22 protein-coding genes are annotated in these 19,033 nt (G+C 70.8%); 17 read left to right on the top strand and 5 right to left on the bottom strand.

Annotation, left to right across the window (positions count from 1 at the left end):
* Positions 1 to 58: 58 nt before the first annotated feature.
* The 4 genes from leuC (at position 59) to ACZ5VC_RS09320 (ending at position 3,233) form a co-directional block, all read left to right on the top strand.
* A complete protein-coding gene (gene leuC / locus ACZ5VC_RS09305) occupies positions 59 to 1,483 on the top strand; it encodes a 3-isopropylmalate dehydratase large subunit (RefSeq protein ID WP_469119450.1) in 1,425 nt (474 codons plus the stop codon).
* Positions 1,484 to 1,489: 6 nt separating this feature from the next.
* Complete coding sequence (gene leuD, locus ACZ5VC_RS09310) at positions 1,490 to 2,083, top strand: 3-isopropylmalate dehydratase small subunit (protein ID WP_469119451.1); 594 nt, start codon at positions 1,490 to 1,492, stop codon at positions 2,081 to 2,083.
* A 104-nt stretch (positions 2,084 to 2,187) separates the two neighbouring features.
* A complete protein-coding gene (locus ACZ5VC_RS09315; RefSeq protein ID WP_468706625.1) occupies positions 2,188 to 2,415 on the top strand; it encodes an SCO5555 family protein in 228 nt (75 codons plus the stop codon).
* Positions 2,416 to 2,558: 143 nt separating this feature from the next.
* Positions 2,559 to 3,233 carry an HU family DNA-binding protein gene (locus ACZ5VC_RS09320; RefSeq protein WP_469119452.1) on the top strand — a complete coding sequence of 225 codons (675 nt, stop codon included), beginning with the start codon at positions 2,559 to 2,561 and terminating at the stop codon, positions 3,231 to 3,233.
* 78 nt (positions 3,234 to 3,311) lie between these two features.
* On the opposite strand, the gene ACZ5VC_RS09325 is transcribed toward ACZ5VC_RS09320, so the two are convergent.
* Positions 3,312 to 3,515, bottom strand: a complete 204-nt coding sequence (locus ACZ5VC_RS09325) for a hypothetical protein (RefSeq protein ID WP_468706621.1) — start codon at positions 3,513 to 3,515, stop codon at positions 3,312 to 3,314.
* Between the two features lie 10 nt (positions 3,516 to 3,525).
* The gene (gene cofC, locus ACZ5VC_RS09330; protein ID WP_469119453.1) at positions 3,526 to 4,173 is read right to left on the bottom strand and encodes a 2-phospho-L-lactate guanylyltransferase; all 648 of its coding nucleotides are present in this window, start codon (positions 4,171 to 4,173) and stop codon (positions 3,526 to 3,528) included.
* Between the two features lie 137 nt (positions 4,174 to 4,310).
* Here cofC and ACZ5VC_RS09335 point away from each other — a divergent pair, with 137 nt between their 5' ends.
* From ACZ5VC_RS09335 to ACZ5VC_RS09345, 3 genes are all read left to right on the top strand, one after another.
* Complete coding sequence (locus tag ACZ5VC_RS09335) at positions 4,311 to 5,063, top strand: lysophospholipid acyltransferase family protein (protein ID WP_468706616.1); 753 nt, start codon at positions 4,311 to 4,313, stop codon at positions 5,061 to 5,063.
* Positions 5,060 to 6,070: an NAD(P)H-dependent glycerol-3-phosphate dehydrogenase gene (locus ACZ5VC_RS09340; RefSeq protein WP_469119454.1), complete on the top strand. Its 1,011-nt coding sequence runs from the start codon at positions 5,060 to 5,062 to the stop codon at positions 6,068 to 6,070. The genes ACZ5VC_RS09335 and ACZ5VC_RS09340 overlap by 4 nt, the downstream gene beginning before the upstream one ends.
* A gap of 155 nt (positions 6,071 to 6,225) precedes the next feature.
* Positions 6,226 to 7,374, top strand: coding sequence for a D-alanine--D-alanine ligase family protein (locus ACZ5VC_RS09345; protein WP_469119455.1), 1,149 nt, complete (start codon positions 6,226 to 6,228; stop codon positions 7,372 to 7,374).
* A 21-nt stretch (positions 7,375 to 7,395) separates the two neighbouring features.
* On the opposite strand, the gene ACZ5VC_RS09350 is transcribed toward ACZ5VC_RS09345, so the two are convergent.
* Together ACZ5VC_RS09350 and ACZ5VC_RS09355 are read right to left on the bottom strand one after the other, a co-directional pair.
* Positions 7,396 to 7,887, bottom strand: coding sequence for a DUF3515 domain-containing protein (locus tag ACZ5VC_RS09350; protein WP_469119456.1), 492 nt, complete (start codon positions 7,885 to 7,887; stop codon positions 7,396 to 7,398).
* Positions 7,888 to 7,907: 20 nt separating this feature from the next.
* Positions 7,908 to 8,141, bottom strand: coding sequence for an Lrp/AsnC family transcriptional regulator (locus tag ACZ5VC_RS09355; RefSeq protein ID WP_017947604.1), 234 nt, complete (start codon positions 8,139 to 8,141; stop codon positions 7,908 to 7,910).
* A 293-nt stretch (positions 8,142 to 8,434) separates the two neighbouring features.
* On the opposite strand from ACZ5VC_RS09355, the gene ACZ5VC_RS09360 reads away from it, so the two are divergent.
* Together ACZ5VC_RS09360 and thiD are read left to right on the top strand one after the other, a co-directional pair.
* Complete coding sequence (locus ACZ5VC_RS09360; RefSeq protein WP_469119457.1) at positions 8,435 to 9,397, top strand: thiamine-phosphate kinase; 963 nt, start codon at positions 8,435 to 8,437, stop codon at positions 9,395 to 9,397.
* Positions 9,394 to 10,209, top strand: coding sequence for a bifunctional hydroxymethylpyrimidine kinase/phosphomethylpyrimidine kinase (thiD, locus tag ACZ5VC_RS09365; protein ID WP_469119458.1), 816 nt, complete (start codon positions 9,394 to 9,396; stop codon positions 10,207 to 10,209). Before ACZ5VC_RS09360 ends, thiD begins: the two co-directional genes overlap by 4 nt.
* A gap of 81 nt (positions 10,210 to 10,290) precedes the next feature.
* On the opposite strand, the gene rpmB is transcribed toward thiD, so the two are convergent.
* The gene (gene rpmB, locus ACZ5VC_RS09370) at positions 10,291 to 10,476 is read right to left on the bottom strand and encodes a 50S ribosomal protein L28 (RefSeq protein ID WP_003957616.1); all 186 of its coding nucleotides are present in this window, start codon (positions 10,474 to 10,476) and stop codon (positions 10,291 to 10,293) included.
* Positions 10,477 to 10,736: 260 nt separating this feature from the next.
* Here rpmB and ACZ5VC_RS09375 point away from each other — a divergent pair, with 260 nt between their 5' ends.
* The 8 genes from ACZ5VC_RS09375 (at position 10,737) to rnc (ending at position 18,912) form a co-directional block, all read left to right on the top strand.
* On the top strand, positions 10,737 to 12,455 hold the full coding sequence (locus ACZ5VC_RS09375; RefSeq protein ID WP_469119459.1) for a DAK2 domain-containing protein: 1,719 nt from the start codon (positions 10,737 to 10,739) through the stop codon (positions 12,453 to 12,455).
* A 73-nt stretch (positions 12,456 to 12,528) separates the two neighbouring features.
* Positions 12,529 to 14,739 carry an ATP-dependent DNA helicase RecG gene (gene recG / locus ACZ5VC_RS09380; protein WP_469119460.1) on the top strand — a complete coding sequence of 737 codons (2,211 nt, stop codon included), beginning with the start codon at positions 12,529 to 12,531 and terminating at the stop codon, positions 14,737 to 14,739.
* A gap of 71 nt (positions 14,740 to 14,810) precedes the next feature.
* Positions 14,811 to 15,395, top strand: coding sequence for a 16S rRNA (guanine(966)-N(2))-methyltransferase RsmD (gene rsmD, locus ACZ5VC_RS09385; protein WP_469119461.1), 585 nt, complete (start codon positions 14,811 to 14,813; stop codon positions 15,393 to 15,395).
* A 26-nt stretch (positions 15,396 to 15,421) separates the two neighbouring features.
* A complete protein-coding gene (gene coaD, locus ACZ5VC_RS09390) occupies positions 15,422 to 15,901 on the top strand; it encodes a pantetheine-phosphate adenylyltransferase (protein ID WP_468707377.1) in 480 nt (159 codons plus the stop codon).
* A 98-nt stretch (positions 15,902 to 15,999) separates the two neighbouring features.
* Positions 16,000 to 17,052: an ATP synthase F0 subunit B gene (locus tag ACZ5VC_RS09395; protein ID WP_469119462.1), complete on the top strand. Its 1,053-nt coding sequence runs from the start codon at positions 16,000 to 16,002 to the stop codon at positions 17,050 to 17,052.
* A gap of 141 nt (positions 17,053 to 17,193) precedes the next feature.
* Positions 17,194 to 17,832, top strand: a complete 639-nt coding sequence (locus ACZ5VC_RS09400; RefSeq protein ID WP_469119597.1) for a YceD family protein — start codon at positions 17,194 to 17,196, stop codon at positions 17,830 to 17,832.
* Between the two features lie 2 nt (positions 17,833 to 17,834).
* A complete protein-coding gene (rpmF, locus tag ACZ5VC_RS09405) occupies positions 17,835 to 18,008 on the top strand; it encodes a 50S ribosomal protein L32 (protein WP_003965982.1) in 174 nt (57 codons plus the stop codon).
* Between the two features lie 7 nt (positions 18,009 to 18,015).
* On the top strand, positions 18,016 to 18,912 hold the full coding sequence (rnc, locus tag ACZ5VC_RS09410; protein WP_469119463.1) for a ribonuclease III: 897 nt from the start codon (positions 18,016 to 18,018) through the stop codon (positions 18,910 to 18,912).
* Positions 18,913 to 19,033 lie beyond the last annotated feature (121 nt).

Consider the following 19,033-nt stretch of genomic DNA (forward strand, 5'->3'; position numbering starts at 1 on the left):
CGGCCCGCGAAACGGGTCTCTAGTTGTGCCGGCGTAGACGTCGGCCGGAGGGAAAGCGATGGGTAGGACACTCGCGGAGAAGGTCTGGGACGACCATGTCGTCCGGCGCGCCGAGGGCGAGCCCGATCTCCTCTTCATCGATCTGCACCTGCTGCACGAGGTGACCAGCCCGCAGGCCTTCGACGGCCTCCGCCAGAACGGCCGCCACGTGCGGCGCCTCGACCTCACCATCGCGACCGAGGACCACAACACCCCCACGATCGACATCGACAAGCCGATCGCGGACCCGGTTTCCCGGGCGCAGTTGGAGACGCTGCGCAAGAACTGCGCCGACTTCGGCGTGCGGCTGCACCCGCTGGGCGACGTCGAGCAGGGTGTCGTCCACGTCGTGGGACCGCAGCTGGGTCTGACCCAGCCCGGCACCACCGTCGTCTGCGGTGACTCGCACACCTCCACCCACGGCGCTTTCGGCGCCCTGGCCTTCGGTATCGGCACCAGCCAGGTCGAGCACGTCCTGGCCACCCAGACCCTGCCGCTGGCCCGCCCCAAGACCATGGCCATCACCGTCGACGGCGAGCTGCCCGAGGACGTGACCGCCAAGGACCTGATCCTGGCGATCATCGCCAAGATCGGCACCGGCGGCGGCCAGGGCTACATCCTGGAGTACCGCGGATCCGCCATCGAGAAGCTCTCGATGGAGGCCCGGATGACCATCTGCAACATGTCGATCGAGGCCGGCGCCCGCGCGGGCATGATCGCCCCCGACGAGACGACCTTCGCCTATCTGAAGGGCCGCGCCCACGCCCCCGAGGGCGAGGACTGGGACGCCGCCGTCGCGTACTGGAAGACGCTGCGCTCCGACGACGACGCGGTCTTCGACGCCGAGGTCGTCATCGACGCCGCCTCGCTGGCGCCGTTCGTCACCTGGGGCACCAACCCCGGCCAGGGCGCGCCGCTGTCCGCCTCGGTCCCCGACCCGGCTTCGTACGAAGACGCTTCGGAGCGCAACGCCGCCGAAAAGGCCCTGGAATACATGGGGTTGGCCGCCGGCCAGCCGCTGCGCGACATCAAGGTCGACACCGTCTTCGTAGGCTCCTGCACCAACGGCCGGATCGAGGACCTGCGTGCGGTGGCCGGCATCATCGAAGGCCGCAAAGTCGCCGACGGCGTACGGATGCTGGTGGTCCCCGGCTCGGTCCGCGTGGCCCTGCAGGCCGTCGAGGAGGGTCTGGACAAGGTCTTCAAGGAGGCCGGCGCCGAATGGCGGCACGCGGGCTGCTCGATGTGCCTGGGAATGAACCCCGACCAACTGGCGCCCGGTGAGCGTTCCGCGTCCACCTCCAACCGCAACTTCGAGGGCCGCCAGGGCAAGGGTGGCCGCACCCACCTGGTCTCGCCCCAGGTCGCCGCCGCCACCGCGGTACTGGGCCATCTGGCCTCCCCGGCCGATCTGTCCGACGTCTCTACGCCCGCGGGGGTCTGAGGAACCATGGAAGCTTTCACCACGCACACCGGCCGGGCCGTTCCGCTGCGCCGCAGCAACGTCGACACCGACCAGATCATCCCCGCCCACTGGCTCAAGAAGGTCACCCGCGACGGGTTCGAGGACGGCCTCTTCGAGGCCTGGCGCAAGGACGCCGACTTCGTGCTCAACCGCCCCGAGCGGCAGGGCGCCACGGTGCTGGTCGCCGGCCCCGACTTCGGCACCGGCTCGTCCCGCGAGCACGCCGTCTGGGCGCTGCAGAACTACGGCTTCAAGACCGTCATCTCCTCCCGCTTCGCCGACATCTTCCGTGGCAACTCGCTGAAGAACGGGCTGCTCACCGTCGTGCTGGAGCAGGAAGTCGTCGACGCGCTCTGGGAGCTGACCGACGCCGACCCGACGGCCGAGATCACCGTCGACTTGGAGCGCCGCAAGGTGCTGGCCGCCGGAATCGACGCGGACTTCGAGCTGGACGAGAACGCCCGCTGGCGACTGCTGAACGGGCTGGACGACATCAGTCTCACCCTTCAGAACGAAGCCGACATCGCGGCTTACGAGGCCTCCCGACCGGCCTTCAAGCCTCGTACAATTACGGCCTGAGCAGCGCTTTTCCACGACTGCGCCCCCCACCGCCCGGTGGGGGGCGCAGTCGCTTGTTGAGACCCCGTCGGGCGACAACTCGCCCTAGATGGCACAATCGGTGCATGGAACGCGACAGCCAACTCGAGCTCTACGAGGCAGTCGCCGCCCGATTGAAGGAAGCGCACACAAGAGTGCGCTCACTGCAAGTCCCGGAGGGCGTAAGGATGGCGCTGTCCCGGAAGCTGCTGGTCGTGACGGCAGCGGCGAAGCACGATCTCGAGGACGCGGCCACGCGTCTGGACCGGTTGATGAAGGACCTCGACGAGGGCCGATTCCCTGAAGGCGACTGACACCCGGAACTCCGCAACGCGCTCTCATCGTTGCGGCACTAGGGTGATTAGACCGTTTCGTGTTTGATTTGCGGTATATATCTGCCTAACGTGCGAAAAAGCTTGAACACTTTCGTTCTGGCAATGTCTCCGAAGGGGAAGACGTGAACAAGGCGCAGCTCGTAGAAGCGATTGCCGACAAGCTCGGCGGCCGTCAGCAGGCCGCGGATGCTGTCGACGCGGTACTCGACGCGATCGTCCGTGCCACCGTCTCCGGCGACCGGGTCTCGGTCACCGGGTTCGGCTCGTTCGAGAAGGTCGACCGTCCGGCGCGGTACGCCCGCAACCCGCAGACCGGTGAGCGCGTCCGGGTCAAGAAGACCTCCGTCCCCCGCTTCCGCGCGGGACAGGGCTTCAAGGACCTGGTGAGCGGCACGAAGAAGCTGCCCAAGGGCGGCGAGGTCTCCGTCAAGAAGGCCCCCAAGGGCAGCCTTTCGGGCCCGCCCCCCACCATCTCCAAGGCCGCCGGCAAGAAGGCCGCCGCCAAGAAGACCTCCGCTGCGGCCGCGAAGAAGACGGCGGCGAAGAAGACCACGCCGGCCGCGAAGAAGACCACGGCCACGGCGAAGAAGACCACCGCCAAGAAGACCACGACGGCGGCGAAGAAGACGACGACCGCCAAGGCGACCCCGGCGAAGAAGACCGCCGCCGGCGCTGCCAAGAAGACCACCGCCAAGAAGACCGCCCCGGCGAAGAAGGCCACGGCGAAGAAGGCACCCGCGAAGAAGACCACCTCGCGCACGACCACCGCCAAGAAGACCACCGCACGCAAGAAGTAAGCGGCACAAGGTCATAGGGCCACTCACACGCCGGGCCGGGCTCCCCTCGGGGGAGCCCGGCCCGCGGCGTTTCCGGTCTCAGAAGGTCTGCAGCGTCACCAGCGTGATGCGCAGCGCCGCGCCCTCGCCCTCGGTCTCGATACGGACCCGCTGCCCCGGCCGCAGCAGCCGCAGGCCGCCTGCGTCGAAGGCCTCGGCACCGAAGTCCACGGGAGTGCCGTCGTCGAGCAGCACACTTCCGCTGCGGGATTCGGAGTCGTACGTGTACGCGGTCGCCTGCATGAACGGCAGCCTATCCGGCCGCGCGCTGCCAGCGGGCCGCCGTCCAGGGACCGACACCGAGCTCCAGCGCCCTGGCCAGATCCTCCCCGGTGTCCACGTCCCGGCGGACGGAATCCACCCGGGCAAGCCGGATTTCCACCGCGCCCGAGGACAAATGCCGATGCCGGGAAGCGCCGCCGAATGCGGGCCGCAATTCCATGTCCGGAGCCGCCGAGAGGAATGTTGTGCCGATTTCGGCGGCATCCGCCAGAAAAGACCTAGGAAATTGCCCGGCGGCGTCGAGGACACGGGTCAGTTCCGCGGGCCGCAGCGCGGGAAGATCGGCATTGAGCGCCGCCACCCGGGAGCCCGGCCTCCTCTCCCGTACAGCGCGCGCCCCGTGCGCGAGCGCCGCGTTGAGACCGGCGGCCGGGGAGTCGGGCACGATCCGCGCCCCCAGCGCGACCAGCGCCGCCGACGCCGCAGGATCGTCCGTGACGACCGCCACATCCCGCACGCGCGGACAGGAGAGCGCCGCCGCCACCGTGTCCTGCGCGAAAGCCAGCGCGAGACGCGGCCGAAGCAGCGCGCCCGCGGCCTCGGCGAGCCTGCTCTTCGCCAGCGCGAGGGGCTTCAGCGGCACGACCAGGGACCAGCCGTCGTCCGGATCCGTGTTCATCGCGGCCCATTGTGGCCCGGAGGCGCCACAACCCGGACGGCCGGGCCCGGAGGCGGGGCGTACGGTGTTCTCGACAGACCAGGAGCCTGGGGCGACACTTGACCCCCGGCAGGCCAGTTCCAGAGGAAGGTGTCCGAGTGTCCCGCCGCAGAATCGGCTTCTGGTACCGCCTTGCGGCGGTCATCGCAAAACCGCCGCTGGTGGTTCTGTTCAAGCGGGACTGGCGGGGAATGGAGCACATTCCGGCCGACGGCGGATTCATCACCGCGGTCAACCACAACTCGTACCTGGACCCGCTGTCCTACGCGCACTGGCAGTACAACACCGGACGCGTACCGCGCTTTCTGGCAAAGGCCGCCCTCTTCAAGGGTGCGTTCGTCGGCATGATGCTCCGCGGCACCGGACAGATTCCCGTCTACCGCGAGACCACCAACGCGCTGGACGCCTTCCGCGCCGCCGTCGCCGCCATCGAGAAGGGTGAATGCGTCGCCTTCTACCCCGAGGGCACGCTCACCCGGGATCCCGCGATGTGGCCGATGGCCGGCAAGACCGGCGCCGCCCGCGTCGCCCTGCTCACCAAGGCCCCCGTCATCCCGGTCGCCCAGTGGGGCGCCAACCTGGCCATGCCGCCGTACGCGAGGGAGAACAAGCTCAGCCTGTTCCCGCGCAAGACGCTGATCGTGCAGGCCGGGCCGCCCGTCGACCTCTCCCGGTTCTACGACCGGGAACCCACGCCCGACGTACTGCGCGAGGCCACCGAGGTCATCATGGCCGCGATCACCGCGCAGCTGGAGGGCGTACGGGGCGAGAAGGCCCCCCACGAGCCGTACGACCACCGCAAGGCGCGGGCGCAGCAGCGGCGCAAGGCCGCGGAAGAGGGAATGAAGTGACACGACCCGTCAAGGCAGCCGTCTTCGGATCGGGCTCGTGGGGCACCGCCTTCGGCATGGTCCTCGCCGACGCGGGCTGCGAGGTCACCCTCTGGGGCCGCCGCCCCGAACTCGCCGAGGCCATCAACACCACCCGCACCAACCCCGACTATCTGCCGGGCATCGAACTCCCGCCGAACCTGCGCGCCACCACGGATCCCTCCGAGGCCGCGCGCGACGCCGACTTCACCGTGCTCGCCGTGCCGTCCCAGACGCTGCGCGCCAACCTCGGCGCCTGGGTGCCCGCGCTGGCCCCCGGCACCGTCCTCGTCTCCCTGATGAAGGGCGTCGAACTCGGCACCGCCAAGCGGATGAGCGAGGTGATCCAGGAGGTCGCCGACGTCACGCCGGACCGTGTCGCCGTCGTCACCGGACCCAATCTCGCCAAGGAGATCGCCAGCCGCATGCCCGCCGCCGCCGTCGTCGCCTGCAGCGACGAAGCGGTCGCCCAGCGTCTCCAGGCCGCGTGCCACACCCCGTACTTCCGGCCGTACACCAACACCGATGTCGTCGGCTGCGAACTCGGCGGCGCGGTCAAGAACGTCATCGGTCTCGCCGTCGGCATCGCGGACGGCATGGGCCTCGGCGACAACGCCAAGGGCTCCCTCATCACCCGCGGCCTCGCCGAAACCACCCGGCTCGGCCTCGCGATGGGCGCCGACCCCCTGACCTTCTCCGGCCTCGCCGGTCTCGGCGACCTCGTCGCGACCTGCTCCTCGCCGCTCTCCCGCAACCACACCTTCGGCACCAACCTGGGCAGGGGCATGACCCTGCAGGAGACCATCGCGGTCACCAAGCAGACCGCCGAGGGCGTCAAGTCCTGTGAATCCGTGAGCGATCTGGCCCGCCGCCACGGCGTCGACATGCCCATCACGGAGACCGTCGTCGACATCGTCCACGAGGGCAAGCCCCCGGTGGTGGCCCTCAAGGAGCTGATGGGGCGCAGCGCCAAGGCCGAGCGCCACTAGGGCCTGTCCTTCGGCTCGTGTCGGGCTGGGTCCCGGGTCTCCCTCCGCCGGGCCGCCCGGCCGGAAGCGGAACAAGGGGAAGAAGCGGAACAAGCCGTACCGGGGGCGGCGCGGGAATCCCCGTCCGCCCCCCGAGCGGGTAGTCTCAAGCCGATATGAGCAGCGAGAACATCCCCACCAGCCCCGGGCGTAAGCCGCGCGTGGCCGTCGTCTTCGGCGGACGCAGCTCCGAGCACGCCATCTCCGTCGTCACGGCCGGTGCCGTCCTGCGCGCCATCGACCGCACCAAGTACGACGTGCTGCCCATCGGCATCACCACCGACGGCCGCTGGGCGCTGACCGCAGACGACCCGGAGCGGATGGCCATCACCGGCCGCACCCTGCCGAGCGTCGACGACCTCGCCGAGTCCGCGGAGGGCGGCGTCGTCCTGCCCGTCGACCCCGCCCGCCGCGACGTCGTCTACAGCGAGCCAGGAGCCGTCCCCCGAGCGCTCGGCGACGTCGACGTCGTCTTCCCGATGCTGCACGGCCCCTATGGCGAGGACGGCACCCTCCAGGGCCTGCTGGAGCTCTCCGGAGTCCCCTACGTCGGCGCGGGCGTGCTCGCCTCGGCGGTCGGCCAGGACAAGGAGTACATGAAGCGCGTCTTCGTCTCCTTCGGCCTGCCCGTCGGCCCCTACGTGGTCATCCGCCCCCGTGAGTGGGAGCAGAACCCGGCCACCGCACGCAAGAAGATCGTGGAGTTCGCCGCCGACCACGGCTGGCCGCTCTTCGTGAAGCCCGCCCGCGGCGGGTCCTCCATGGGCATCACCAAGGTCGACGACCTCGCCGGGCTCGACGAGGCGATCGAGGAGGCGCGGCGCCACGACCCCAAGATCCTGGTCGAGTCGCTGCTGCGCGGCCGCGAGATCGAGTGCGGTGTGCTGGAGTTCGAGGACGGACCGCGCGCCAGCGTGCCCGCCGAGATCCCGCCCGTCACGGACCACGACTTCTACGACTTCGAGGCCAAGTACATCGACTCGGCGTCCGGGATCGTCCCCGCGCCCCTCGGTGACGAGGCGACGGCCGAGGTGCAGCGGCTCGCCGTCGCCGCGTTCGAGGCGGCGTCCTGCGAGGGCCTGGTCCGCGCGGACTTCTTCCTCACCGAGGAGGGCGAGTTCGTGATCAACGAGATCAACACGATGCCCGGCTTCACGCCGATCTCCATGTACCCGCGGATGTGGCAGGAGAGCGGCGTCAGCTACCCCGAGCTGGTCGACCGGCTGATCCAGGCCGCACTGCGCCGCCCCACGGGCCTGCGCTGAAGGACGCCTGAGGGGCCCCGGTCAGGAGGCCGGGGCCCCGAGGCTGTCGGGAACCGTCTTCTTCACCGCGGCGGCGAGATCCACCAACGGGCCGACGTCGTGCGCGTATCGCTCGCCCAGCGTCACCTCGACATACGCCTTGCGATAGGTCGTCGTGAAACGGGGCCCGTCGCCCTCCCGCTGCTCCAGCAGCCAGTTGACGCCGTCCGCCTCGACCGCCTGGGACTGGGGATCGCTCATCTTCGCGGGTCGCGGGACGCCGCAGCGCAGTACGATCGCCGCGTCCCCCCATCCGGCGGTGAACTCGGACTCCGGCTCCGGATCGCTCCGGTCCAGCCCCGCCACGGTCCTGGGAAGCTCCTTGTGCAGCGCGCTGCAGAAGGCGGCCTCCTCCGCCGGCGGGCTGGGAACCGGGACCGACGCCTTCGCGTCCGTGGAGGAGCATCCCGAAGCGGCCAGCAGCAGAGCGGCGACGGCGAGGGGCACGCGGACGAGCCGGTGGGAAGAGAACACCGGCCAAGGGTAGACGGGGGCTACAGATGCACGACCGGGCAGGTCAGCGTTCGCGTGATGCCGTCCACCTGCTGGACCTTGGCGACCACCATGCGGCCCAGCTCGTCGACCGTGTCCGCCTGCGCGCGCACGATCACGTCGTAGGGGCCCGTCACGTCCTCTGCCTGGATCACCCCCGGGATCTTGGAGATGGTGTCGGCGACGGTCGACGCCTTGCCCACCTCGGTCTGGATGAGGATGTACGCCTGTACCACGGAACCTCCAGGGCGGCCACGAGGATCTTGTGGGGAGAGAAAGGGACGCCACGGTACCGCGTCGCCGCGGGCCACGGGGAGACCCGCGCGCCAGGAGGCGCCCGCAGCGTGGCGTACGTACGACAGAAGTTGACGGTCGCTTCGACCGTACCCACGGCGGCGACGGCCCGCGACCGCGCGACCCTTGGGGCGCACGGGACACGGGGATACGAGGGGGAGCCCGGTTCCACCGGGCGGATCAGGACCGGCCGACCACTCGGACCGGCCGGCACGACGACAAGAGGTGAGACTCGGTGAAGGGCACAGTCGGCGAGTTGGGGGAGTTCGGGCTCATCAGGGAGCTCACCTCGCGGCTCACCACCACCCCGGCGGTACGGATCGGGCCCGGCGACGACGCCGCGGTCGTGTCCGCGCCCGACCGGCGCGTGGTGGCCAGCACGGACATCCTCCTGGAAGGACGTCACTTCCGCCGCGACTGGTCCACGGCGTACGACGTCGGCCGCAAGGCAGCGGCGCAGAACCTCGCCGACATCGCCGCGATGGGAGCCGTACCGACCGCGCTGCTGCTCGGCCTCGTCGTCCCGGCCGAACTCCCCGTCACCTGGCCCACCGAGCTCATGGACGGCCTGCGCGACGAATGCCAGGTCGCCGGCGCGGCCGTGGTCGGCGGCGATGTCGTACGCGGCGACACCATCACCGTCGCCATCACCGCCCTCGGGGACCTGCGCAACAACGACCCGGTCACCCGCGGCGGCGCACAGCCAGGCGACGTCGTCGCCTACACCGGCTGGCTCGGCTGGTCCGCGGCCGGCTACGCGGTGCTGTCCCGCGGCTTCCGCTCGCCCCGCGCCTTCGTCGAGGCGCACCGGCGGCCCGAGCCGCCGTACCACGCGGGCCCCGCGGCCGCCGGGCTCGGCGCCACCGCCATGTGCGACGTGAGCGACGGCCTGATCGCCGACCTCGGCCACATCGCGGAGGCCAGCAAGGTCCGCATCGACCTGCGATCCGGCGCGATCGACATCCCCACCCAGATGAACGACATCGGGCAGGCCGTGGGCGTCGACCCGTTGCAGTGGGTCCTGACCGGGGGAGAGGACCACGCGATCGTCGCGACCTTCCCGCCGGACGTGAAGCTTCCCGCCCGCTGGAAGGTCATCGGCGAGGTGCTCAACCCGTCGGCGCTGCCCCAGGTGACCGTGGACGGTGCGCCCTGGACCAGCACGGGCGGATGGGACCACTTCGGGGAAGACGAATGACCTCCCGTACGCCGTCCCGGGTGCCTCCCCGGGTCCTGACCGTCGCCGGATCCGACTCCGGCGGCGGGGCGGGCGTCCAGGCCGACCTGAAGACCATGCTCGCGCTCGGCACCCACGGCATGAGCGTGATCACCGCCGTCACCGCGCAGAACTCCCTGGGTGTCCAGGGCGCGTGGGAACTCCCGGTGGAGGCCGTACGGGCCCAGTACCGCAGCGTCGTCGACGACATCGGCGTCCAGGCGGTGAAGACCGGCATGCTGGCGTCGGCCGCCCTCGTCGAGGCGGTGGCCGAACTGCTCGCCGCCACCGACGCCCCGGCGGTCGTGGACCCGGTGGGCGTCTCCAAGCACGGGGACGCCCTCCTCGCGGCGTCCGCGCTCGATTCCGTGCGGACGAAGCTGCTGCCGGCCGCGACCGTGGCCACACCCAACCTGGACGAGGTGGCTCAGCTCACCGGTGTCCGGGTGGTGGACGAGGGCGACCTCAGGGTGGCCGCCGAGGCGGTCCTTTCGTACGGGCCGCGCTGGGCGCTGATCAAGGGCGGCCATCTGCCCACCGGAGCCGAGGCCGTGGACCTGCTCACGGACGGCACCGAGGAGCACTGGCTGCGGGCCCCGCGGCTCGACAACCGGCACACGCACGGCACCGGCTGCACGCTCGCCTCGGCGATCGCGGCGGGGCTGGCGAAGGGGCTCACGGTCCCGGAAGCGGTGACGGCGGCCAAGGAGTACGTGACGGGCGCGATCGCGGCGGGGTTCGCCCTGGGCGGCGGCATCGGCCCGGTCGACCACGCGTGGAGATGGCGGTCGTAGGTACGGCAAAAAGCCGGTCCACCGAGGTGGACCGGCTTTTCAAGGCAACCGCAGAGGCTGCGCTACGACGGAACGTCGCGGTTAGCGCGAGACCTTGCCGGCCTTGATGCACGAGGTGCAGACGTTGAGCCGCTTCGGCGTCCGACCGACCACGGCACGCACACGCTGGATGTTCGGGTTCCAGCGACGAGACGTACGGCGGTGCGAGTGCGAAATGTTGTTGCCGAAGCCCGGCCCCTTGCCGCAGACGTCGCAGTTGGCAGCCACGGGTCACTCCAAAGACTTCAGGTGCACTTACAGTGAAATCCGGCGTGCCGGAATCAGATCGAAGTGACTGAAGTGGCAGTGCCGGGGGAATGGCCCGACTTTCATCGGGCAACCGAAGCAGCATACAACGGCCGCTTCGATGGAACGAAACTACCATGGCTTGCCCGGCTCCCGCCCCGGCCCCATGTCCTGACCGGGGCCCCTGAGGTCTACGCTGCGGTGCAGCCCGCCCCCGAAAGCCGATCAAGGAGGCCCGCCAGGTGACAGACGAGGAGGGGCGGCCCGCAGGGTCTCGGCCGAGGGTGGTGGCGGGAGACGGGCGGGCCCTCGACGCCGCAGCGGTCCGTACCTGGAGCTCACTGGCGGTGGAGGCGCTCGGCCGGGAGCGCGAGGAGATCGACGCGATCAACGTCTATCCGGTCGCGGACGGGGACACCGGGACCAATCTCTACCTGACCGTGGAATCGGCCGCCCAGGCCGTCGAGGCGCTCTTCGCCGCCTCCGGTACGGGCCCCGCGCAGCCCGACGCCGCCGACGCCGTGCGGGCCATGGCCCACGGCGCCCTGATCGGAGCCCGCGGCAACTCCGGGACGATCCTCTCGCAGCTGCTGCGCGGCATGGCGGAGGTCCTGGCGACCGGCCGTGACGCACATCACCTCGTACGTGCCCTGTCCACGGCAGCGCACTCGGCGCGCAACGCGGTCGCCCACCCCGTCGAGGGGACCATCCTCAGCGTGGCCACGGCTGCGGCGGCCGAGGCGGCCGGGGACGATCTCGCGGCCGTGGCCCGCAGCGCCTACGAAGGCGCCCGCGCCGCCCTCGACGCCACCCCCGGGCAGCTCGCCGTCCTGGAGCGGGCGGGTGTGGTGGACGCGGGCGGACGGGGGCTGGTGACCGTGCTCGGCGCGCTGGTCGAGGCGCTCTCGGGGGAGGCGCCGGCCCGTTCCGTACTGGCCACCAGGAGCGTCCCTCTCCCTTCGGCACCCCCGTCGTGCGGGGAAGGCGGACCGGCCTTCGAGGTCATCTACCTGCTGGAGGCGGACGACGAGGCCGTCGAGGGGCTGAAGAGGCGGCTCGACGGTCTCGGGGACTCGCTCGTCGTCGTGGGCGGCGACGGCCTGTGGAACGTCCACGTCCATGTCGACGACGCGGGGGCGGCGGTGGAGGCGGGCATCGAGGCCGGACGGCCGTACCGCGTCCGGATCACCCACTTCGGCACCGGCGCCCAGGACCCCGGGAGCGCCCCGGGGGCCGCGGCCACACCCTCTGCCACGGACGAAGCCGACGAAGCGGACGCGGGGGAGGCGGGGGAGCGGGGCCGGCGCGCCGTCGTCGCCGTGCTCCCCGGGGAGGGCCTGGCGGGCCTGTGCGAGGACGCGGGCGCCACGACCGTGCTCGCGAGGCCGGGAGAGACTCCGGAGAGCTCCGCACTCCTCGACGCGATCCGGCGGGCACGCGCCCGCGAGGTCGTGCTGCTGCCCAACGACCCCGAACTGCGGCACACCGCCGCCGCGGCGGCCGAACAGGCCAGGGCGGAGGGCATCCGCGTGGCCCTCGTCCCGACCCGGGCCGCCGTCCAGGGCATCGCCGCCCTCGCCGTCCACGAACCGGACCGCCGCTTCGACGAGGACGTCGTCGCCATGACCGCGGCGGCGGGCGCCACCCGCTACGGCGAACTCGCCGTGGCCGAACGGCAGTCCTTCACCTCGGCCGGCGTGTGCCAGGCCGGCGACGTCCTGGGCCTGATCGACGGCGACGTCGCGGTCATCGGCCACGACCTGGCCCTGACGGCGACGACCGTCCTGGACCGCATGCTGGCGGCGGGCGGTGAACTCGTCACGCTGATCCTGGCGGACGAGGTGCCGCAGGAGCTGTCGGACGCCCTTGAGGCGCATGTGCGCGAGGGCCACCTCGCGGTCGACACCATGACCTACCGGGCGGGAAGGGGGGCGCCGACCCTGCTGATCGGCGTGGAGTGACACCGGGCCGGGACGCTCGACGACGGGCCCCCGACGCGCGGGTGCGCGACGGCTGTCGGTGGCGTGGTGTGCAATGGGTCGTGTGTCAGCGCTCGACGAACCCCTGAAGAAGCTGCTCGGAGCCGCCACCGCGAAGGTGATGGCCGAGCACCTCGACCTGCAGACCGTCGGTGACCTTCTGCACCACTACCCACGGCGCTACGAGGAGCGCGGGCAGCTCACCAAGCTGTCCGAGCTGCCGCTGGACGAGGACGTCACCGTCGTCGCCCAGGTCGCCGACGCCCGGGTGCACACCTTCAACGGCGGCCGCGGCCAGCGGCTGGAGATCACCGTCACCGACGGCAGCGGCCGGCTGAGACTGGTCTTCTTCGGCCGGGGCATCCACAAGCCGCACAAGGAACTCCTGCCGGGCAGCCGCGCGATGTTCGCCGGCAAGGTGTCGGTGTTCAACCGGCAGCTCCAGCTCGCCCACCCCACGTACGCCAAGCTGGGCACCGACAGTGGGGAGACCGAGGTCGACTCCTGGGCCGGCGCGCTGATCCCCATCTACCCGGCCTGCAAGGGCCTGGAGTCCTGGAAGATCGCCAAGGCGGTCGACGCCGTACTGCCCGCCGCCAAGGAGGCAGTCGACCCGCTGCCGCCCTCACTGCGGGAGGGCCGGGGGCTCACGGACCTGCCCGACGCGCTGCTCAGGATCCACCGCCCGGGCACCAAGTCGGACATCGCCGACGCCAGGGACCGGTTGAAGTGGGACGAGGCGTTCGTCCTCCAGGTCGCCCTCGCCCGTCGGCGGTACGCGGACACCCAACTGCCCGCCGTGGCAAGGAAACCCGTACCCGGCGGACTCCTCGACGCCTTCGACGCCAAGCTGCCCTTCACCCTCACCGAAGGCCAGCGGACGGTCACGAAGGAGATCTTCGACGACCTGGCGACCGAACACCCGATGCACCGGCTGCTCCAGGGCGAGGTCGGCTCCGGAAAGACCATGGTCGCGCTCCGCGCGATGCTCGCCGTCGTCGACGCCGGCGGACAGGCCGCGATGCTCGCGCCCACCGAGGTCCTCGCCCAGCAGCACCACCGCTCGATCACCGAGATGATGGGCGAACTCGCCGAGGGCGGAATGCTCGGCGGCGCCGAGAACGCCACCAAGGTCGTCCTGCTCACCGGCTCCATGGGCACGGCCGCCCGCCGGCAGGCACTGCTCGACCTCGTCACCGGCGAGGCCGGACTCGTCATCGGCACCCACGCGCTGATCGAGGACAAGGTGCAGTTCCACGACCTCGGGCTGGTCGTCGTGGACGAGCAGCACCGCTTCGGCGTGGAGCAGCGGGACGCCCTGCGCGGCAAGGGGAAACAGCCGCCGCACCTGCTGGTCATGACCGCCACCCCCATCCCGCGCACCGTCGCCATGACGGTCTTCGGCGACCTGGAGACCTCCGTCCTGGACCAGCTGCCGGCCGGCCGCTCACCCATCGCCAGCCATGTCGTCCCGGCGGCCGACAAGCCGCACTTCCTCACGCGCGCCTGGGAGCGCGTGCGCGAGGAAGTGGAGAAGGGACACCAGGCGTACGTGGTGTGCCCGCGCATCGGCGACGGCGACGAGGAGCCCAGGAGCGGCAAGACGAAGCCGGCCGACAAGGCGCCCACCGCCGAGGACCTGGCGGAGAAGCGCCCGCCGCTCGCCGTGCTGGAGATCGCCGAGGGGCTCTCCAAGGGCCCCCTCGCGGGGCTCCGGGTCGAAGTCCTGCACGGCAGGATGCAGCCGGACGACAAGGACGACGTCATGCGCCGGTTCGCCGCGGGCGACGTCGACGTGCTCGTCGCCACCACCGTCATCGAGGTCGGCGTGAACGTCCCCAACGCCACCGCGATGGTGATCATGGACGCGGACCGCTTCGGCGTCTCGCAGCTCCACCAGCTGCGCGGCCGCGTCGGCCGCGGCTCCGCCCCCGGGCTGTGCCTGCTCGTCACCGAGATGCCCGAGGCCGCCCCGGCCCGGCAGCGGCTCGCCGCGGTCGCCTCCACCCTCGACGGCTTCGAACTCTCCCGTATCGACCTCGAACAGCGCCGCGAGGGCGACGTCCTCGGCCACGCCCAGTCGGGCGTCCGCTCCTCGCTGCGCGTCCTCTCCGTCATCGAGGACGAGGAGGTCATCGCCGCCGCCCGGGAGGAGGCGGCCGCCGTCGTCAGGGCCGACCCGGACCTGGAGCGCCTCCCGGAGCTGCGCACCGCCCTCGACGCGCTGCTCGACAAGGACCGCGAGGAGTACCTGGAGAAGGGCTGACGCGCCCCCCGCCCACAAGCCCATATCGTGGGAGTGACGACAGGTCTCCCCCTGAGGACAAGGACGCACGAATGACCCGCGTGATCGCCGGCGTGGCCGGCGGACGCCGCCTGGCCGTGCCGCCGGGCAACGGCACCCGCCCCACGTCCGACCGGGCGCGCGAGGGGCTGTTCTCCACCTGGGAGTCGCTCCTCGGCACCCTGGACGGCATACGGATCGCCGACCTCTACGCGGGCTCGGGAGCCGTCGGCCTGGAAGCACTCTCGCGCGGCGCCGCGCACGCCCTGCTGGTCGAGGCCGACGCCCGGGCCGCCCGTACGGTCCGTGAGAACGTCCGGATCCTGGCCCTGCCCGGCGCCGAGGTGCGTGCGGGCAAAGCGGAACAGATCGTCACGGGCCCGCCCCCCACCACCCCGTACGACCTCGTCTTTCTCGATCCGCCCTACGCCGTGTCCGACGACGATCTTCGCGAGATCCTCCTCACACTCCGCTCTCAGGGCTGGCTCACGGACGATGCGCTCGTCACCGTGGAGCGCAGCACCAGAGGCGGCGAATTCGGCTGGCCGGAGGGATTCGAACCACTGCGGGCCCGTCGCTACGGCGAGGGAACGTTTTGGTACGGTCGCGCCGCCTCTACGTGCGAAGACGCACGATGACCGGACCGGAGAGCGAGGGACTTCAGTTGCGCCGCGCCGTCTGTCCGGGGTCATTCGACCCCATCACCAATGGACACCTCGACATCATTGCCCGCGCCTCCAAGCTGTACGACGTCGTGCACGTCGCGGTGATGATCAATCAGTCGAAGAAGGGACTGTTCAGCGTCGACGAGCGGATCGAGCTGATCCGCGAAGTCACCTCCGACTTCGGCAACGTCGAGGTGGAGTCCTTCCACGGCCTCCTGGTCGACTTCTGCAAGCAGCGCGACATCCCCGCCATCGTGAAGGGCCTGCGGGCGGTCAGCGACTTCGACTACGAACTCCAGATGGCCCAGATGAACATCGGGCTGTCGGGCGTCGAGACGCTGTTCGTCCCGACCAACCCCACCTACAGCTTCCTGTCGTCCTCCCTGGTCAAGGAGGTCGCCGCCTGGGGCGGGGACGTCTCGCACCTGGTGCCCGCGCAGGTCCTGGAGAAGCTGACCCGCCGTCTCGCCGGGCAGTGACGGGCTGACAGCCCGTCACCCGGTGTCGGACGGGCGCCGACTGCCCTTACAGTCGTCCCGTCCGTCTCCATCCAGCTGTAGAGAGTGGCGAGCACACGGTGGACGTGCAGAAGAAGCTCGACGAGATCGTCGAAGCGGTCGGGAACGCCCGCTCCATGCCCATGTCGGCCTCCTGCGTGGTCAACCGCGCCGAGCTGCTCGCCATGCTGGAGGAAGTGCGCCAGGCGCTGCCGGGATCGCTCGCCCAGGCCCAGGAGCTGATCGGCGGCCGGGCCCAGATGGTCGAGCAGGCCCGCCAGGAGGCCGAGCGGATCATCGAGGCCGCCCACGCCGAACGCGGCTCGCTGATCTCCGACACCCAGGTCGCCCGCCAGTCCCAGGAGGAGGCGGACCGGATCCTCGCCGAGGCCCGCCGGGAGGCCGAGGAGATCCGCGCCGAGGCCGACGACTACGTCGACTCCAAGCTCGCCAACTTCGAGGTCGTCCTCAACAAGACCATCGGCTCCGTGGACCGCGGCCGCGAGAAGCTGCTCGGCCGCAGCCCCGGCCTCGGCGACCAGGGGTACATGGACCCCGCCGACGACGACGCCCCCGAGTACAGCGCGGACCCCCAGACCCTCATCCAGCGCGCCGACGAGTACGTCGACGCCAAGCTGGGCGCCTTCGAGAACGTCCTGTCCAAGACCCTCGAGGCGGTCGGCCGCGGCCGGCAGAAGCTCCACGGCCGCACCACCAGTGACGCCCTCGGCGAGCACATGGCCGCCCAGGACGCCGCCGGAGCGCAGGGGCACACCAGCGACGCGGACTATCTCGCCGGCCTCGCCGAGCTGGCCGACCCCGCGCCCGCCGTGGCCCAGCAGCCGCAGATCCCGGCCCAGCAGCCGGACCCGTACGCCTACCAGCCTCAGGCACAGCCCCAGGAGGCGTACGCCTACCAGCAGGACCCGTACGCCTATCAGCAGCAGGGCTACGACCAGGGCTACGGCCATCAGCAGCAGCCCGACCCGTACGCCTATCAGCAGCCCCAGGAACAGCAGCAGTACCAGCACCAGCAGGCCCAGGCGCTCGACGAGACCAGCTTCTTCGACACGAGCATGATCGACCTGGAGCAGCTGCGCCGGTACGAGCAGGGTCACGGGCAGGGGCACTGACCGGTCCGGATTGGGCTGTGAGCGAAGCGTCCAGTATCCTGGCTCTTCGGTCGCGAGTACGTCCGCGATCCAGCGTGCCCGCATCGGCCTTCGTTCTGATGCCGGGCCGCCCCCACACACGATTCGAAAGCAGGAAAAGCCCTGAGTACGCGCCTCGACCACCGCAACCCCCTCGTGTTCGACACGCACGAGCTGGGTCGGCGTCCTGGTGCCCTCCAGCGGCTGGCCCGCTCGGTCGACGCCCCGGCCAGCCTGGGCATCGACGGGGTCATCGGAGTGCCGGAAGGCGCTCCCGTGGAGCTCGATCTCCGTCTTGAGTCGGTCATGGAAGGGGTGCTTGTCACAGGCACCGCCCGTGCGTCGGCCGAGGGGGAGTGCGTAAGGTGTCTGGAGCCGCTGCACCAAGACGTTGTGGCGGACTTCCAGGAGATGTTCTCGTACCCCGACTCCGACGACCGGGGCCGCGGCAAAGCGGCCTCGACCGATGAAGTCGAGGAAGACGAGGACGTCATCCCCCTCGAGGACGGCATGTTCGACCTCGAACCCGTGCTGCGTGATGCGGTGGTGCTCGCACTGCCGATGCAGCCGGTGTGCCGGGAGGACTGCGCCGGCCTGTGTCCCCAGTGTGGGACCAGTCTGAACGACAACCCGGACCACCACCATGACGCCGTCGACATGCGTTGGGCGGCACTGCAGGGACTCGCCGGTTCACTCGGGACCGACGAGAAGGACAACATGAGCGGCGCCGAAGCTGGCGTCGACGAGAAGCAGGAGAAGTAGCCGTGGCTGTTCCGAAGCGGAAGATGTCGCGCAGCAACACGCGCCACCGCCGGTCGCAGTGGAAGGCTGCGGTCCCCACCCTGGTTTCGTGTGAGCGTTGCCAGGAGCCGAAGCTGCAGCACATCGCGTGCCCGAGCTGCGGCACCTACAACAAGCGCCAGGTCCTCGAGGTCTGAGCGGCCGGTGAGAGGCACGATGTCTGAACCGTCCCCTGCCAAGAAGCAGGCAGACACCCTCAGCACAGCCTCGTCCCACACGCTTCTGGAAGGGCGGCTCGGGTATCAGCTCGAGTCCGCCCTTCTGGTGCGTGCGCTGACCCACCGTTCGTACGCGTACGAGAACGGCGGTCTGCCCACCAATGAGCGACTGGAGTTCCTCGGGGACTCCGTGCTCGGCCTGGTGGTCACGGACACGCTGTACCGCACCCACCCCGACCTGCCCGAAGGCCAACTGGCCAAGCTGCGGGCCGCGGTGGTCAATTCGCGTGCGCTTGCGGAGGTGGGCCGCGGGCTCGACCTCGGCTCCTTCATCCGGCTCGGCCGGGGTGAAGAGGGCACGGGCGGCCGGGACAAGGCGTCCATCCTCGCCGACACCCTCGAAGCGGTGATCGGCGCGGTCTACCTCGATCAGGGCCTCGACGTGGCGTCCGAGCTGGTGCACCGGCTCTTCGACCCGCTCATCGAGAAGTCCTCGAACCTCGGTGCCGGACTGGACTGGAAGACCAGCCTCCAGGAGCTCACCGCGGCCGAGGGTCTCGGCGTTCCGGAATACCTCGTCAGCGAGACCGGTCCGGATCACGAGAAGACCTTCACTGCTGCCGCCCGCGTCGGTGGTGTCTCGTACGGCACCGGCACCGGCCGCAGCAAGAAGGAAGCGGAACAGCAGGCCGCGGAGTCCGCCTGGCGGGCCATCCGCGCGGCGGCGGACGAGCGCCTGGCGGCGGAGGCCAAGGCGACGGCTGACGCCGAGGCCGATGCCGCGGTCAAGGCCACGGCTGAGGCCAAGGCCGGCGCCGAGGCCGCGGCCGACGCCCCGGACGGCGGGACGCCGACCCCCGCCGACGCCGCCCCCGGCGTCTGACCGACCCTTCCTTCGGGCTCACCCGCCCGTCTCCTGCCCCGGCAGGAGGCGGGCGGTCCCTGTTTTCCGGGGGCTGCCGGCTCCCGCTCCGGGGCGCGGCGGTCCCCGGTAGGCTCACAGC

The sequence above is a fragment of the Streptomyces sp. NPDC033174 genome, from assembly GCF_055577795.1.

Coding starts and splice junctions, on each gene's coding strand:
- leuC (WP_469119450.1), top strand. CDS start 59: ATGGGTAGGACACTCGCGGAGAAGGTCTGGGACGACCATGTCGTCCGG.
- leuD (WP_469119451.1), top strand. CDS start 1,490: ATGGAAGCTTTCACCACGCACACCGGCCGGGCCGTTCCGCTGCGCCGC.
- ACZ5VC_RS09315 (WP_468706625.1), top strand. CDS start 2,188: ATGGAACGCGACAGCCAACTCGAGCTCTACGAGGCAGTCGCCGCCCGA.
- ACZ5VC_RS09325 (WP_468706621.1), bottom strand. CDS start 3,515: ATGCAGGCGACCGCGTACACGTACGACTCCGAATCCCGCAGCGGAAGT.
- cofC (WP_469119453.1), bottom strand. CDS start 4,173: ATGAACACGGATCCGGACGACGGCTGGTCCCTGGTCGTGCCGCTGAAG.
- ACZ5VC_RS09345 (WP_469119455.1), top strand. CDS start 6,226: ATGAGCAGCGAGAACATCCCCACCAGCCCCGGGCGTAAGCCGCGCGTG.
- thiD (WP_469119458.1), top strand. CDS start 9,394: ATGACCTCCCGTACGCCGTCCCGGGTGCCTCCCCGGGTCCTGACCGTC.
- recG (WP_469119460.1), top strand. CDS start 12,529: ATGGGTCGTGTGTCAGCGCTCGACGAACCCCTGAAGAAGCTGCTCGGA.
- rsmD (WP_469119461.1), top strand. CDS start 14,811: ATGACCCGCGTGATCGCCGGCGTGGCCGGCGGACGCCGCCTGGCCGTG.